The organism is Streptomyces sp. NBC_00597, from assembly GCF_041431095.1.
Taxonomy (GTDB): domain Bacteria; phylum Actinomycetota; class Actinomycetes; order Streptomycetales; family Streptomycetaceae; genus Streptomyces.
In genome coordinates, this window is record NZ_CP107757.1 from 98,040 (window position 1) to 113,608 (window position 15,569).

General features: G+C 72.3%; 11 protein-coding genes. 10 read left to right on the forward strand and 1 reads right to left on the reverse strand.

Going from position 1 to position 15,569, the window contains the following annotated elements; all coding sequences use genetic code 11:
- Positions 1–31: 31 nt before the first annotated feature.
- The 7 genes from OG974_RS00375 (at position 32) to OG974_RS00405 (ending at position 10,384) form a co-directional block, all read left to right on the forward strand.
- Entirely contained in the window at positions 32–1,294 is a 1,263-nt protein-coding gene (locus OG974_RS00375; protein ID WP_327278925.1) for a DUF4192 domain-containing protein, read from the forward strand.
- Between the two features lie 242 nt (positions 1,295–1,536).
- Positions 1,537–3,504 (forward strand): glycogen debranching N-terminal domain-containing protein, encoded by a 1,968-nt coding sequence (locus OG974_RS00380; RefSeq protein ID WP_327278926.1) that lies wholly within the window; start codon positions 1,537–1,539, stop codon positions 3,502–3,504.
- A 69-nt stretch (positions 3,505–3,573) separates the two neighbouring features.
- A complete protein-coding gene (locus OG974_RS00385; protein ID WP_327278927.1) occupies positions 3,574–4,320 on the forward strand; it encodes an NUDIX domain-containing protein in 747 nt (248 codons plus the stop codon).
- Positions 4,321–4,436: 116 nt separating this feature from the next.
- A complete protein-coding gene (locus OG974_RS00390; protein WP_327278928.1) occupies positions 4,437–6,260 on the forward strand; it encodes an ATP-binding cassette domain-containing protein in 1,824 nt (607 codons plus the stop codon).
- A 161-nt stretch (positions 6,261–6,421) separates the two neighbouring features.
- Positions 6,422–7,363, forward strand: a complete 942-nt coding sequence (locus OG974_RS00395; RefSeq protein WP_327278929.1) for a FadR/GntR family transcriptional regulator — start codon at positions 6,422–6,424, stop codon at positions 7,361–7,363.
- 363 nt (positions 7,364–7,726) lie between these two features.
- A complete protein-coding gene (locus OG974_RS00400; RefSeq protein ID WP_327278930.1) occupies positions 7,727–9,301 on the forward strand; it encodes an RNA polymerase sigma factor in 1,575 nt (524 codons plus the stop codon).
- 102 nt (positions 9,302–9,403) lie between these two features.
- On the forward strand, positions 9,404–10,384 hold the full coding sequence (locus OG974_RS00405) for a serine protease (protein WP_327278931.1): 981 nt from the start codon (positions 9,404–9,406) through the stop codon (positions 10,382–10,384).
- Positions 10,385–10,552: 168 nt separating this feature from the next.
- Here OG974_RS00405 and OG974_RS00410 read toward each other — a convergent pair whose 3' ends face one another.
- Positions 10,553–10,786, reverse strand: coding sequence for a hypothetical protein (locus tag OG974_RS00410; protein ID WP_327278932.1), 234 nt, complete (start codon positions 10,784–10,786; stop codon positions 10,553–10,555).
- A 443-nt stretch (positions 10,787–11,229) separates the two neighbouring features.
- On the opposite strand from OG974_RS00410, the gene OG974_RS00415 reads away from it, so the two are divergent.
- The 3 genes from OG974_RS00415 (at position 11,230) to OG974_RS00425 (ending at position 15,569) form a co-directional block, all read left to right on the forward strand.
- Positions 11,230–13,350, forward strand: a complete 2,121-nt coding sequence (locus OG974_RS00415; RefSeq protein ID WP_327278933.1) for a DNA topoisomerase IV subunit B — start codon at positions 11,230–11,232, stop codon at positions 13,348–13,350.
- A 138-nt stretch (positions 13,351–13,488) separates the two neighbouring features.
- Positions 13,489–13,980 carry a DUF485 domain-containing protein gene (locus OG974_RS00420; protein ID WP_327278934.1) on the forward strand — a complete coding sequence of 164 codons (492 nt, stop codon included), beginning with the start codon at positions 13,489–13,491 and terminating at the stop codon, positions 13,978–13,980.
- Positions 13,977–15,569 (forward strand): cation acetate symporter, encoded by a 1,593-nt coding sequence (locus OG974_RS00425; protein WP_327278935.1) that lies wholly within the window; start codon positions 13,977–13,979, stop codon positions 15,567–15,569. Before OG974_RS00420 ends, OG974_RS00425 begins: the two co-directional genes overlap by 4 nt.

Below are 15,569 nucleotides of genomic sequence, written 5' to 3' on the forward strand. Positions count from 1 at the left end.
CGGATCCGATCGTCCACGGGACCGTCGGGGCATGACGAACGACCGCGAATCACGCACCCCGTCCGACCGGCCCTCCACCAGCCCGTCCGGACCCGCCCCCGACCCTCGGATCACCCTGCGCAGCCCGGCGGAACTGGCCGACGCGCTGCCCTACATGCTCGGTTTCCACCCGACCGACTCCCTCGTCATGGTCGCCGTGCACGGCGAGGGCGGGCGTTTCGGCGGCCGGCTCCGCGTCGGCATTCCCACGGTCCCCGCTGAATGGGAGGACACCGCCCGCCAGGTCGCCGACTGCCTCGTGCGGGGCAGTGAGCGGCACGGAGCCAAGCCCGACGGGATCGTCGTCTTCCTCTGCCAGGATCCGGTCGGCGACGAGAGCGCCCAGCGGGTGATGACCCGGCTGCGGCCGCTGGCCCAGCGCATCCGGCTGGCCTGCGGCGCGCTCGACGTGCCCGTGATGGAGGCGCTCTGCATCTCCGGCGGCCGGTACTGGTCCTACTGCTGCCCCGACGAGCGGTGCTGCCCGGCCGAGGGCAGCCCGCTGGCCGCGACCGGAACCTCGGTGATGGCGGCGACGGCCACCTTCGCCGGACTGCGGGTCAGGGGCTCCCTCCGGGAGATCGAGGGCCGGCTGGCACCGCTGCGCGGGGGAACGGCCGTGGAAATGGAGCGGGCTCTGGACCGGGCCGCCGCCGCCCTCGTCCCGAAGATCCTCGACGGAGCCACCCGGAAGGAGGTCGGTGTCGAGACCGTCACGCTGGCCCGCACCCTGATGCAGCGGATGACGCTCGCCCCACCCGTCGAGGGCGGTCCGGGGGTCGACGACTGGGACGACGCCCTGCTCGGTCACGACGAGGCCGCCACCTTGATCCTCGGCCTGCAGGACCGCGAGATCCGCGACGTCGCGGCCGAGTGGATGGAGGGCGAGGAGGCCGCCCCCGCCCTGCGGCTGTGGCGGGCGCTGGCCCGCCGCTGCGTCGGGGCCTACGGGGAGCACGCGGCGGCACCGCTCACCCTCGCGGGCTGGGTCTCGTGGTCCACCGGGGACGAGCCGACCGCCCGGATCGCCCTCGGACTGGCCCTGCGGGCCGACTCCGAGTACCGCTTCGCCCAACTCCTGCACCACGCCTGCAACGAGGGCATCGATCCGGAGGGGCTGCGGGCCTGCCTACGGGAGGAGCGCCGGCGCCGGGAGCCCCGCCGCAAGCGCCGCGCGGCCACCACCCGCCCGCCGGGCCGCCGGGACACCCCACTGCGTCGTGAGCCCCGCCGCACCACGGGGAGCGACCAGTGATCCGGGGCCCGCGCGAGCGGCGCGGCCGGGACGCGGGACCCGTGCGGCGGATCCGGGACGTCGCCGTCACCGTCGTGCGGCGGCGGACGCGTCACCGGCACGGCCCAGTACGGGCGCAGCCGCCACCGGGGCCCGTGACCCGGGCGGGGGCGAGGGCGTTCAGCTGGAGGGTGGCGGGGGCCCGGCCGCGCCGCCGCCCAGCGAAACCGGCCGGGGCGCAGACAGCCCAGACAAGGCGACCCATGGCTCACTCCGTACCGCCCGCCCGCAGGACCGAGTTGCCACCCGTGCACGGCGCCGTCATCTGCGTCGCCGCGCCCTGCCTGGTCATCTCCCCCGAGCACGGCCAGCTGACCGGGCGGGGGATCGACGGGATCTACCGCTCCGGGCGGAGGCTGCTGTCCCGCTGCGTACTCCGGATCGGCGGCCGGGACCCGGTCGCCGTCCAGGGGCGCAGCCTCGGCTCCGACCGAGCCGCCTTCACCGCGACCGTGCGTACCGGGGCGGAGGCGGGCCCCGACCCCGACATCGGTGTGGAGCGGGTCCGGCACGCGGACGGCACCGAGCGGATCACCGTGCGCAGCTTCACGACCCGGCCGATGCGCCTGCCCGTGGAGGTGTCGCTCGGCACCGACCTGGCCGAGCTGGCCGCGGTGGCCGCCGGCCGGGCCGGGCCGGAACTGCCGGCCGCGGTGCACGCCGCCGGCCTGCGCTGGAGCAACGGGGAGACGCAGGCCGTCACTGCTGTCGAGCCGGCTCCGGACGATGCGCTCGCCTCCGCGGGGCTGCTGCGCTGGCAGCTCGAACTGGGGCCCGGCGAGTCCCGCACCATCGAGCTGCGGACCACGCAGGACCGCACGGCGCGGGCCCCGGCCGGGCAGGTGGCCAACCCGCTGGCCGACGCGCGGGCGGAGGGGGACGACCCGCGGGTCGAAGCCTGGTTCCGCCGCAGCGTCGAGGACCTCGGCGCACTGCTCATGCGGGACCACGAGGAACCGTCCGATGCCTTCGCCGCGGCCGGAGTCCCGTGGCGGCTCGGGCTGGCCCCGGCGGAATCCCTCTGGGCCGCCAGGATGGCCCTGCCGCTCGGTAGCGGGCTCGCCGCGGCCACGCTGCGGACCCTGGCCCGGACCCAGACCGGCGGCGGGGGGCCCGATGCCGGGAAGATCCCGGGGCCGTTGCGCGGGGCGGGCCCGCAGCTGCCACCCGGGTGCACCGGCACGGAGGCGACACTCGCCTTCCCGGTGGTGCTCGCCGAGGCCCGGCGCTGGGGAATGCCCGAGGAGGGGGTGGCACGGCTCCTCCCGGCGGCCGAGCGGTGCCTGGACTGGCTGCGCGGCGCCCTGGGGAAGGACGGGTTCCTGGCCGATCCCGAACCCGGGCCGCGGCGCTGCGAGACTCAGGCCCACGCCCACCGGGCCGCGCTGCTCGGGGCCGACCTGCTCGCGGGATGCGGGCGGCCCGGCGCCGCGGAGTGGCGGGAGTGGGCCGCCGCACTGCGGGAGAGGTTCCGGGACGGCTTCTGGATCGACGGCCCGGACGGCGGGCGGCCCGCGGCGGCCCTGCATCCCGACGGGCGGCCGCTGCCCCGGATGACGGGGGCCGCCGCCCACCTCTTGGACACCGGCCTGCTGGGCGGCGGGGAGCTCGCCCCGGGACTGCTGGACCGGGTCCGCACCGAACAGCTCGCCCGCCTGCTCGGCGCCCCCGCCATGGATTCCGGATGGGGGCTGCGGAGCATGGCGTTCCGGGAGCCGGGCCACAATCCCTTCGGGCACCGCTCGGGCGCGGTGCGGGCGTACGAGAGCGCCGTGGCGGTCGCCGGGCTGGCCCAGGCCGGCTTCGGCAAGGAGGCCGCCGGACTTCTGAGGGGGCTGCTGGACGCCGCGGAGAGCTTCGGGTACCGGTTGCCGGAGATGTACGCCGCCGAGCAGCGCACCGCGGGCAGCGCTCCGCTCCCGCACCCGGCGGCATGCCGTCCCGCGGCGGCGGCTGCGGCTGCCGGGATCCACGCGCTGACCGCCCTCGCCGGGCTCCGCCCCGACGCCCCCGCGGGCACGGTCGCCCTCGTCCCGTTGCCCGGTGCTCCCCTCGGCGCCCTGCGCTTCTCCGGCCTGCGGGTGTCGGGGGAACCGTTCGCCGTCCGGATCAGCAGGCTCGGACTCGGCATGGTGGAGGAGGCGGCCGATGCGCTCCAACTCGGCGGGTAGCCCGCCCGTCGCCGCCTCCGGGATCACCAAAGCTCTGTTTATCGTCAGGCAGACGACTATGATCGCGGCATGTCGCCCTACGACCCGTCGGCCTATCCGCCCTTCGCTGTCACCGTCGACCTGGTCGCGCTCACCGTCCGGCGTCACGCGCTCTGCGCGCTGGTCGTCCGGCGGGGTGAGCAGCCGTTCCAGGGACGCTGGGCCCTGCCCGGAGGCTTCGTCCGCGGAGACGAGGACCTGGCCGCGGCCGCGGCCCGCGAGCTCTCCGAGGAAACCGGCCTGTGCGCCCACGACCCGGCCGAACCGGGTGCGGACAACGGGGCGCACCTCGAACAACTGGCCACGTACGGCGATCCGAAACGGGATCCGCGCATGCGTGTCGTCAGCGTGGCGCATCTGGTCCTGGCTCCGGACCTGCCGGCCCCCCGGGCGGGCGGAGACGCCAACAGCGCGCGCTGGGCCCCCATCGACGAGCTCCTGGCCGTCGAGGACCAGGCGGCCTCCGGACTCGCCTTCGACCACGCCCGGATCCTCGCCGACGGCGTGGAGCGGGCCCGCTCCAAGATCGAGTACTCCTCGCTGGCCACCGCCTTCTGCCCGCCCGCCTTCACCGTGGGCGAGCTGCGCCGGGTCTACGAGGCCGTGTGGGGCGTGGCCCTCGATCCCCGCAACTTCCATCGCAAGGTCACCGGGACCCCCGGATTCCTGGTGCCGGCCGGTGGCACGACGACCCGTCAGGGCGGCCGACCCGCCCAGCTGTTCCGGGCCGGCGGGGCGAACCTTCTCAACCCGCCGATGCTGCGGCCCGACATCTGACGCGTCGACACGGGCGCTAACACACCCTAGGTACCCCGAAAATCGGACATATCGCGTTATCTTGTTTGCGGTACTCACATTGCCGCAGAGCGGTCTCACCCCCCGCGAGAGAAGCGATGCTCCAGGCCATCGGACTCACCAGCACCCCCCGTCGAGACCTCCCGCCCCTCGTGGACGACCTCACGTTCGAGGCCCGCCCGGGAGCCGTGACCGCCCTCCTGGGCGAGCCGGGATCGGGCAAGACCACCGCACTGCGGCTCATGCTCGAACTCGAACCGGGCCGCGGCGTCACCTACTTCCGCGGCCGCCCGCTGCACAGGATCCCGCATCCCGGCCGTGAAGTGGGAGTGCTGCTCGGCGACGTCCCGGGCAACCCGTCGCGGACCGTCCGGAGCCAGCTGCGGATGCTGTGCGCCGCCGCCGGGGTGCCGGCCTCCCGGGCCGACACCATGCTGGAGGTCGTCGGCATCGGGGGTCTGCGCGACCAGCGGCTCGGCTCGCTCTCGCTCGGCATGGAGCGCCGGGTGGGGCTGGCCGCGGCCCTCCTCCCCGACCCGTGCACACTGCTCCTCGACGAGCCCGCCGCCGGACTCTCGCCCCGCGAACGCGGCTGGCTCCACGGGCTGCTGCGCGGTCACGCTTCTCTCGGCGGCGCGGTGCTCTTCACCACCGATGACGCGAAAGAGGCGGCCCGCAACGCGGACCGGGTCGTCAGCATCGCGGCCGGCAGGCTCATCGCCGACCAGGATGCGGCCGAGTTCGCCCGCACCCGGCTGCGGCCGCGGGTCGCCGTGCGCAGCCCGCACGCCGCCCGGCTGGCCGATGTACTCGGCCGCGAGGCCCGGGCCGCCCAGCGTGCGGTGGAGATCGTCGAGGAGAGCGGTAGCCGCCTGTCGGTGTACGGCAGCAGCTGCGCGGAGGTGGGTGAGGCGGCGTTCCGGCACGGCGTGCTGGTCCACCAGCTCGCCGACGAGACCGGGGATGCCGGCGCGCCCCGCCCGTCCGTACCACCGGTGCCACAGGCTCGCACCGGGCCGGGCGCGGAGCCGGCGGACCCGGCGGACCCGGCGAGCCCGGCCCTCGCGCCCGAAGCCGGAGAGCGATCCGCCCCCGGGGCCGGCCGGTCCGCCGCCCGCAGCGGGCGCCCGGCCTCGACGGTGCGCCGCGTGGGCGGCCCGCTGCGGCCGCTGCGCTACGAGCTGTGCCGGGTCTTCGGCACCGCCACGCCCCTCCTGACCGCGGCCGTCGTCGTCGCCGTCTCCGCCGTCACCGCACTGGTGCTGGCCCGGGCCGGCGGTACCCCGCAGAACCGGCTGCTCGCCGCCTGGCCGGAGTTGCTGCCGCTGCCGCCCGCCGCCCTCGGAGCCGGCCTGCTCGGCGCCCTGGCCTTCGGTGAGGAGTACCGCTACCCCGCGCTCGCCGCCGACCGCGGCACCGTGCCGCGCCGGGTGGGCCTGCTCGCCGCCAAACTCGCCGTCTGCGCCGCTCTCGCCGTGGCCTTCGGCGCGCTCGCGGTCACGGCCGACGCCGCCGTTCTGGAACTCGTCTTCGACCGGGGCCCGCTGCGCACCCCCGGGGAATGGGCCTCCCCGGCGGCGAGTTGGGCGGGGCTGCTCGTCGGTTGCGCCTGGGCGGGCGTTCTGGCCTCGGGAGTCTTCCGTTCGGCGGCCGCGGGCCTGACCGCTGTGCTCGCCGTACCGGTCGTGGTCGTTCCGCTCGTACGCAAGGCGCTGGACGGACCGTCCGCGTATCCGGCGAGCGGGCTCGCGGCCCGGCTGCGCGGGCTGGCCTGGGCACAGTGGCCCCCGGAGGCGGACCGCCTGGTCCTCGGCGCCCTGCGGGTGATGGCCCAACCGGTCGCTGCGGCACTGGTGTTGTCGCTGATGGTCCTGTTGTGCGCCTATGGGTTCACAGGACTGCGCAGCCGCGTCCGTTGGTAAAGGACCGTTGGTGATCGTTCCGGTGCCGGACGGTGCCGGACCGGGCCGGAACGGGACCGATCCGGCCCACATCACGTGAACCGGACCACAACCCCCCACAAAGGGCCCGGTTCTTTACGATAAGTCGTCAATTGCGCAGGTGGCACCGATCACCCTTTCGTGTGCTTTTCACCAAAGACCTCAAGGGTCGTCGAGGCACGGCCGACAAAGGATTCGTGAGTACCCTTGCGCACACCATGATGACCGCCGCCCGCCATGCCGACTCCGGCCTCGCCGGCCCGGGCGAACTCGACCGCTACCCCTACGCGGAAGCCTCCGGCACCGACCGCGTCGGAGCGCCCCACTGGGACGGCGCCGACGTCGAGTTGAGCCGGGTCGGGCGCCGCGCGGCAGGCAGCCGCGGCCGCGGACTGCACGGCCAACTCGTCCAACAGCTGGGCCAGATGATCGTCTCCGGCGACCTCGGTGCAGACCGTCCGTTGGTCCCCGAGGAGATCGGCCAGCGCTTCGAGGTCTCCCGCACGGTGGTCCGCGAATCGCTGCGCGTGCTGGAGGCCAAGGGCCTCGTCAGCGCCCGCCCCAACGTCGGCACCCGCGTCCGGCCCGTCGCCGACTGGAACCTGCTCGACCCCGACATCATCGAGTGGCGCGCCTTCGGGCCCCAGCGCGACGACCAGCGCCGCGAGCTCAACGAGCTCCGCTGGACCATCGAGCCGCTGGCCGCCCGCCTCGCCGCCGGCCACGGACGCCCGGACATCCAGCAGCGCCTCGCCGACATGGTCGAGATCATGGGCCACGCCCTCGGTCAGGGCGACGCGATCACCTTCGCGCGCGCCGACAACGAATTCCACGCACTCCTCATCCAGGTTGCGGGCAACCGCATGCTGGAGCACCTCTCCGGCATCGTCTCCGCGGCGCTCCAGGTGTCCGGCAGCCCCGTCACAGCCTGTGACCGCCCCAGCGAGGCGTGCGTCGCCCACCACGCGCGGATCGTCGAGGCCCTCGCGGCCGGCGACGCGACGGGCGCCGAGAACGCCATGCGCCAGCTCCTGATGGTGCACCCGGAGGTCGAGCGCGTGGTCCCCGCCCCGCGGGAACACTGACGGGCGGGCGGTCGGCGGCGCAGAGTGCTCGCACGTGCCGCCGGGCCACGGAGGTACCCGGGACGGGGTCCGGAGCGGTACCTCCCGGCGGCGGCCGGGAGAGGTCCCGGCGATGTCGGCGTGCACAAGCGGTCGGGGTGTGACTCGGGCCACGAAGAATTGGGCGTAACACTCCGCGAGGTCAAGCGATGACCTAGAGAGGTGATGGCCGACGGAGGGAAGACAGCAGCCCTTGCGGGTGCTGTGCAGCTCCCCGGCCCCTGCCCGCGCCCCCGGCCCATCCCCAGTCGGTGGTCGTCGGCTCCGGTCCAGCACCATCCGGCCGGGGTCGGAAGCCGTTTCCATCGTTCCGAGAGGTTGTTCGTGTCGGCCAGCACATCCCGTACGCTCCCGCCGGAGATCGCTGATTCCGAGTCTGTGATGGCGCTCATCGAGCGGGGCAAGGCCGAGGGGCAGATCGCCGGCGATGACGTGCGTCGGGCCTTCGAGGCTGACCAGATTCCTGCGACCCAGTGGAAGAATGTTCTGCGCAGCCTCAACCAGATCCTCGAGGAAGAGGGTGTGACGCTGATGGTCAGTGCCGCGGAGTCGCCCAAGCGCACCACCCGCAAGAGCGTCGCAGCGAAGACCCCGGCCAAGCGGACGGCCACGAAGACCGTCGCGGCGAAGACGACGGCTACGCGGACCGTCGCCGCTGCTGCGCCCGCGGCCGAGACGGTGGACCCGGAGCCCGTGGACGCTCCGGCGGAGGAGCTCGGAACCGAGCCCGCCGCGAAGAAGACCGCGGCGAAGAAGACGACGGCCAAGAAGGCGGCTCCCGCCAAGAAGACCGCCGCGAAGAAGGCGGCAGCGAAGAAGACCGCCTCCAAGAAGGACGCCGACGAGGGCGGCGAGGAGGAGCCCCTTGAGGAGGGCCCCGGCGCGGCCAAGGCGGAGGCCGAGGAGGAAGAGGACGGCGGCGAGAGCAAGGGCTTCGTCATCTCCGACGACGAGGACGACGCCCCAGCCCAGCAGGTCGCCGTGGCCGGAGCCACCGCCGACCCCGTCAAGGACTACCTGAAGCAGATCGGCAAGGTCCCCCTCCTCAACGCCGAGCAGGAGGTCGAGCTCGCCAAGCGGATCGAGGCGGGCCTGTTCGCCGAGGACAAGCTGGCCAATTCCGACAAGCTGGCCCCCAAGCTCAAGCGCGAGCTGGAGATCATCGCCGAGGACGGCCGCCGCGCCAAGAACCACCTGCTGGAGGCCAACCTCCGTCTCGTGGTCTCGCTGGCCAAGCGCTACACCGGCCGCGGCATGCTCTTCCTGGACCTGATCCAGGAGGGCAACCTGGGCCTGATCCGCGCGGTGGAGAAGTTCGACTACACCAAGGGCTACAAGTTCTCCACGTACGCGACCTGGTGGATCCGACAGGCGATCACCCGCGCCATGGCCGACCAGGCCCGCACCATCCGCATTCCGGTGCACATGGTCGAGGTCATCAACAAGCTCGCCCGCGTGCAGCGCCAGATGCTCCAGGACCTGGGCCGCGAGCCCACCCCGGAGGAGCTGGCCAAGGAACTCGACATGACCCCCGAGAAGGTCATCGAGGTCCAGAAGTACGGCCGCGAGCCGATCTCCCTGCACACGCCGCTCGGCGAGGACGGCGACAGCGAGTTCGGCGACCTCATCGAGGACTCCGAGGCGGTCGTCCCGGCCGACGCCGTGAGCTTCACGCTCCTCCAGGAGCAGCTGCACTCGGTGCTCGACACGCTGAGCGAGCGCGAGGCCGGCGTGGTCTCGATGCGCTTCGGCCTCACCGACGGCCAGCCGAAGACCCTCGACGAGATCGGCAAGGTCTACGGCGTCACGCGCGAGCGGATCCGTCAGATCGAGTCCAAGACGATGTCGAAGTTGCGACACCCGTCCCGCTCGCAGGTGCTGCGCGACTACCTGGACTGACCGGGCCGGGGACCGTACCGGAAGTGGCCGTGCGCGGGTGCGCACGGCCACTTGGCGTCCCACTCTGGGTGGAGTCATGCACACTCAGAGTCAGGAGGCCTCATGCGTCGTCCCTTTTCCCGTGCTCTGGCGGGCGCGCTGACCCTGGTGGCGGGAGCGGCAGCGGCGCCGCTGGCCCAAGCGCCGCACGCAGCCGCGGACAGCGTGGTGATCGGCGGGAGGCCGGTGAAGGCGGCCGACAGCCCGTGGGTGGTGGCACTCGCCAGCCGTGACCGGTTCGGGGGAACGCGAGGCGGCCAGTTCTGCGGGGGCGTCATCGTGGGCCCGACCAAGGTGCTGACCGCGGCCCACTGCCTGGGCCGCCAGGTGCTGGGCGGCCCGGTGGAGTCCGTCCCCGACTTCCGGGTGATCACCGGGCGCACGGAGCTGCGGGCGGCCGATGGCAGGGAGATCGCGGTCCGGTCGGCCCGGGTGAATCCGGCGTACGACTCCCGGAGCAATGCCGGGGACCTGGCCGTGCTGGAGCTCGACGAGGCCGTGCCCGCGCAGTACGTGCTCCCGATGGCCGAGGCGGGGCACCCCGGCTACGAGGCGGGCGGCGAAGCGGCCGTGTACGGCTGGGGCGACACGAGCGGATTCGGGGACTATGCGTACGCGCTGCGTGCCGCCCGGGTGACGGTGCTGGCGGACGAGGTCTGCCGGAGTGCCTACCCGGGGGACGCGGACGGACAGTACCGGCCTGACTCCATGGTGTGCGCGGGACACGGTGACGGCGGCCGGGACGCCTGTCAGGGGGACAGTGGCGGGCCACTGGTCGCCCAGGGCAAGCTCATCGGGATCGTCTCCTGGGGCCGCGGCTGCGGGCGCCCCGACAGTCCGGGGGTATATACGAAGATCGCGCCGCTCACCGGCTTCGTGATGGCCCCGGAGGCGGCCCCGCGGGCGAGCGGCGGCCAGAACATCGCATGGGGTGCCGAAAGGGGCTCCGGGCCGGTTGCACGGCCCGTACGGGGGCATGTGACGGGAGAGGTGCAGGGGACCCCGGGAGCGCCGGGGGTACGACACGGGCGCGGGAGCCGCTAGCCGGGGAGCCTGTGCGGGGGCGGGCAACCGGGCCGACCCACGGCTTTGCGGGGCTCCGGACATGAGGGCTCCGGACATGAGGACGGGCGGCTCCCCTGGGTCTCAGGGGAGCCGCCCGTCGACCGGCCTGGCCGGTCCTGGCTCGTCGGATGCGAGGTTAGGCCTGTGTCAGCGGTCCTCGTTGTCGGCATTCGCCGTCGGAGCGGACGTGAGCCGCTCGGTCTCATCCTGTATATCCGCGGCGATCTTCTTGAGTTCCGGCTCGAACTTACGCCCGTGGTGGGCGCAGAAGAGCAGTTCACCACCGCTCAGCAGGACGACGCGCAGATATGCCTGGGCGCCGCAACGGTCGCATCGGTCAGCGGCCGTCAGCGGGGTCGCGGGTGTCAGAACAGTAGTCACGTCGCCTCTTCTCTAGCTCGACGAGCTGTCGTACCAGGGTCAACATCCAACCAGGCCGAAAACGTTCCCGCTCGCGGCTTTTCCTCGAAACTACCTTCCGAAGCTGGCCGGCTGCTGCCGGTTGGCGGCGAAGGAGCCGTATTGCGTTGCTTTACGGTTTCGCGTTGTCAGTCGTTCGCTTGTAGCAGTTCCGTCCTCCCCGGCGGACTGCCGGTTGTTCATGAGGACGTGCCCGAACACTAAATGGTTCATGCCTGGAAGGGAACGTGATGTTTGCTTCACCCGCGCGAGGGATCGAACACCCGTGCGGTCCTGCACTACGCTGATGAAGCGCGAGGGTGGCGTTGCATCGGCTCTACCAGGCCTCGGTACCCTTCGACGGGCAACCGAGCCACCCTGCGCCCGACGGGCCAGAAAAAGAAATTCAGCGAGGAGCGAACTGCGTGACCGCCGACACGTCCGTGCCTTCCAGCGCACTGCTGTCCGGAGCAGACCGGGACGGCTCCAACTACACCGCGCGGCACCTGCTCGTCCTCGAAGGTCTTGAGGCCGTTCGCAAGCGCCCCGGCATGTATATCGGGTCCACCGACTCCCGAGGCCTCATGCACTGCCTCTGGGAGATCATCGACAACGCCGTGGACGAGGCCCTCGGCGGCTACTGCGACCACATCGAGGTGATCCTCCACGAGGACGCCTCGGTCGAGGTCCGCGACAACGGCCGGGGCATCCCCGTCGACGTGGAACCCAAGACCGGGCTGTCCGGCGTCGAGGTCGTCATGACCAAGCTGCACGCCGGCGGCAAGTTCGGCGGCGGCTCGTACGCGGCCTCCGGCGGCCTGCACGGCGTGGGCGCCTCCGTGGTCAACGCCCTCTCCGCCCGGCTGGACGTCGAGGTCGACCGCAACAGCTCCACCCACGCGATCAGCTTCCGGCGCGGCGTCCCGGGGATGTTCACCGAGCAGGGCCCCGAAAGTCCGTTCGATCCCGACAATGGCCTGCGCAAGGTCAAGCGGGTCGCCAAGGGCAAGACCGGCACCCGCGTCCGCTACTGGGCCGACCGGCAGATCTTCCTCAAGGACGCCCGGCTCTCGCTGGAGACGCTCTACCAGCGTGCCCGCCAGACCGCCTTCCTCGTCCCCGGCCTGACCATCGTCGTCCGCGACGAGCGGGCCATCGACGGCGCCGGCAAGACCGAGGAGACCTTCCGCTTCGACGGGGGCATCAGCGAGTTCTGCGACTACCTCGCGCAGGACAAGGCCGTCTGCGACGTGCTGCGCCTGAGCGGCCAGGGGACCTTCAAGGAGACCGTCCCCGTCCTCGACGAGCGCGGCCACATGACCCCCACCGAGGTCACCCGCGAGCTCGGCGTGGACATCGCCCTGCGCTGGGGAACCGGGTACGAGACCTCGGTCAAGTCCTTCGTCAACATCATCGCCACGCCCAAGGGCGGCACCCACATCACCGGCTTCGAGCGCTCGGTCACCAAGACCGTGAACGAGGTGCTGCGCTCGGCGAAGCTGCTGCGCGTCGCCGAGGACGACGTGGTCAAGGACGATGCGATGGAGGGCATGACGGCGGTCGTCACCGTCCGGCTGGCCGAGCCGCAGTTCGAGGGCCAGACCAAGGAGGTGCTCGGCACGTCGGCGGCCGCCCGGATCGTCGCAGCAGTGGTCGCCAAGGAGCTCAAGGCCTTCCTGACCAGCACGAAGCGTGACGACAAGCAGCAGGCCCGTGCCGTAATGGAGAAGATCGTCGCGGCCGCCCGGACCCGGATCGCCGCCCGCCAGCACAAGGAGGCGCAGCGCCGCAAGACCGCGCTGGAGACCTCCTCGCTGCCCGCGAAGCTGGCCGACTGCCGCAGTGACGACGTGGAGCGCAGCGAGCTCTTCATCGTCGAGGGAGACTCCGCCCTCGGCACCGCCAAGCTCGCGCGGAACTCGGAGTTCCAGGCACTGCTGCCGATCCGCGGCAAGATCCTCAACGTTCAGAAGGCGTCCGTCTCGGACATGCTGAAGAACGCCGAGTGCGGCGCGATCATCCAGGTCATAGGGGCCGGCTCGGGTCGGACCTTCGACATCGACGCCGCGCGCTACGGCAAGATCGTGCTGCTCGTCGACGCCGACGTCGACGGCGCGCACATCCGCATCCTGCTGCTCACGCTCTTCCAGCGGTACATGCGGCCGATGGTCGAGGCGGGCCGGGTCTTCGCCGCGGTGCCCCCGCTGCACCGCATCGAACTCGTCCAGCCCAAGAAGGGCCAGGACAAGTACGTCTACACGTACTCGGACAACGAGCTGCGCCAGACCCTGCTCGAATTCCAGCGCAAGAACATCCGGTACAAGGATTCGATCCAGCGCTACAAGGGTCTCGGCGAGATGGACGCGGACCAGCTGGCGGAGACCACCATGGATCCCCGTTTCCGTACCCTGCGCCGGATCAACATCGGCGACCTGGATTCGGCCGAGCAGGTCTTCGACCTGCTGATGGGCAATGAGGTGGCGCCGCGCAAGGAGTTCATCACGAGCTCCGCGGCGACCTTGGACCGCTCGCGCATCGACGCCTGACGGGCGCACCGGCACACCGGTGCTCTTCGCTCCATCACCTGTTGGAGTGAAGAGCACCGGGACACCAGTCCGGAAACCGTCCATACCGCACATCCTTGTGGGCACGCGGCCAATGAGGCAGCGGACAAGGAGAGTTCGGTGGACAAGCACGAAGGTCCCGACGCCGGAACGATCCGGCTCGACGATCCCTGGTACGACGCGCTGGCCGTCGGCTGGGGGGAGGGCGGGGGCGAGGAACCGCCGCCCCCGCGTCCGGCCGCCGGCGGCCGAGGCGCGCCCGGGGCGTCCGACATCTACCTCGAAGTGCAGCGCAGCGCCGCCTTCCAGGAGGTCCGCAGCCGCTACCGGGGGTTCGTCGTTCCGGCGACCGCCGGATTCCTGCTCTGGTACGTCGTCTACGTCGTCGCCGCCACGATGGCACCCGGCCTCATGGCCCGGCCCGTGGTCGGCGCGGTCAACGTGGCACTGCTGGCGGGTCTCGGCCAGTTCCTCAGCACCTTCCTGCTGACCTGGGCGTACGCCCGGCACGCGCGGCTGCGCCGGGACCGGGCCGCGCTGGACCTGCGCTGGACGGTCTTCGAGCAGGAGCGCGGCCAGGAGCGGCAGCGCAGCCGGGGGGCCGGCCGGTGACCAGCGAGCACCAGACCCTCGCGCTGATCCTGTTCAGCCTCTTCATCGCCGTCACGCTGGGCATCACCACCTGGGTCAGCCGCAACCGACACGGCTCGGCCGAGGAGTTCTACGCGGGCGGCCGACTGTTCTCCCCGCTGGAGAACGGTTTCGCCATCGCAGGCGACTACATGTCCGCAGCCTCCTTCCTCGGCATCTCCGGCCTGATCGCCCTCTTCGGCTACGACGGCCTGCTCTACTCGGTGGGCTTCCTCGTCGCCTGGCTCGTCGTCCTCTTCCTCGTCGCCGAACTGGTCCGCAACTGCGGCCGGTTCACCCTCGCGGACGTGGTCGCGGCCCGGATGAGCGAGCGGCCCGTCCGGATCGCCGCCGGCACCGCCTCCGTCACCGTCTCGGTGCTGTACCTCGTCGCGCAAATGGTCGGCGCGGGCAGCCTGGTGGGCCTGCTGCTCGGCGATTCCGGTACCGCGGCCCGGACCCTGACCGTGATCGGTGTCGGGGCACTGATGGTGGTCTACGTGTCCTTCGGCGGCATGCGCGCGACCACCTGGATCCAGATCGTGAAGGCCGTGCTGCTCATGGGCGGGGCCGTCACCCTCACCGTGCTCGTACTGCTGCGTTTCCACGGGGACTTCGACCAGCTGCTCCTCAGCGCCGCCGAGCGCAGCGGCCACGGGCGGCGGTTCCTCAGCCCGGGGCTCAAGTACGGCGGCGACTGGACCTCCCGCTTCGACTTCATGAGCCTCGGACTCGCACTGGTCCTCGGGACGGCCGGGCTGCCCCACATCCTGTCCCGCTTCTACACGGTGCCCACGGCGCGGGCGGCCCGCCGGTCGGTGGTGTGGGCGATCGCGCTGATCGGGGGCTTCTACCTGATGACCATCGTGCTCGGCTTCGGGGCGGCCGCGCTGGTCGGGCCGGAAGAGGTACGGGCGTCCAACGCCTCGGGGAACACGGCGGTTCCGCTGCTCGCGGCCTTCCTGGGCGGCGGGGCCGGTTCGACCGGGGGAGCGGTGCTGTTCGCCTTCGTGGCGGCGATCGCCTTCGCCACGATCCTGGCCGTGGTCGCCGGGATCACCCTGGCGTCCTCGGCCTCCGTGGCGCACGACCTGTACGCCTCGCTCAAGCGCCGCCACGCGCGCCAGCGCAGCGAGGTCGCGGTGGCCAGGGTCGCCGCCGTCGGGATCGGAGCGGTGGCGATCGCGCTGGGGCTGCTCGCCCAGGACCTGAACGTGGCGTTCCTGGTCGGGCTGGCCTTCGCGGTCGCGGCCTCGGCCAATCTGCCGGTGCTCCTGTACTCGCTGTTCTGGGGCTCCTTCACGACGCGGGGCGCCGTCTGGTCCGTGTACGGGGGCCTGATTCCGGCGGTGGTGCTGGTCGTCCTGTCGCCGGTGGTCTCGGGCAGCCCGGACTCCCTCTTCCCGGGGGTGAGCTTCCAGTTCTTCCCGCTGCAGAACCCGGGCCTGGTCTCGATCCCGCTGGGCTTCCTGGCGGGCTGGATGGGAACGGTCACCTCGGCGGAGGAGCCGGACGCGGCGAAGCACGCGGAGACGGAGGTCCGTTCCCTGACCGGCGCCGGAGCCGTCTGA

Coding starts and splice junctions, on each gene's coding strand:
- OG974_RS00375 (WP_327278925.1), top strand. CDS start 32: ATGACGAACGACCGCGAATCACGCACCCCGTCCGACCGGCCCTCCACC.
- OG974_RS00380 (WP_327278926.1), top strand. CDS start 1,537: ATGGCTCACTCCGTACCGCCCGCCCGCAGGACCGAGTTGCCACCCGTG.
- OG974_RS00385 (WP_327278927.1), top strand. CDS start 3,574: ATGTCGCCCTACGACCCGTCGGCCTATCCGCCCTTCGCTGTCACCGTC.
- OG974_RS00390 (WP_327278928.1), top strand. CDS start 4,437: ATGCTCCAGGCCATCGGACTCACCAGCACCCCCCGTCGAGACCTCCCG.
- OG974_RS00405 (WP_327278931.1), top strand. CDS start 9,404: ATGCGTCGTCCCTTTTCCCGTGCTCTGGCGGGCGCGCTGACCCTGGTG.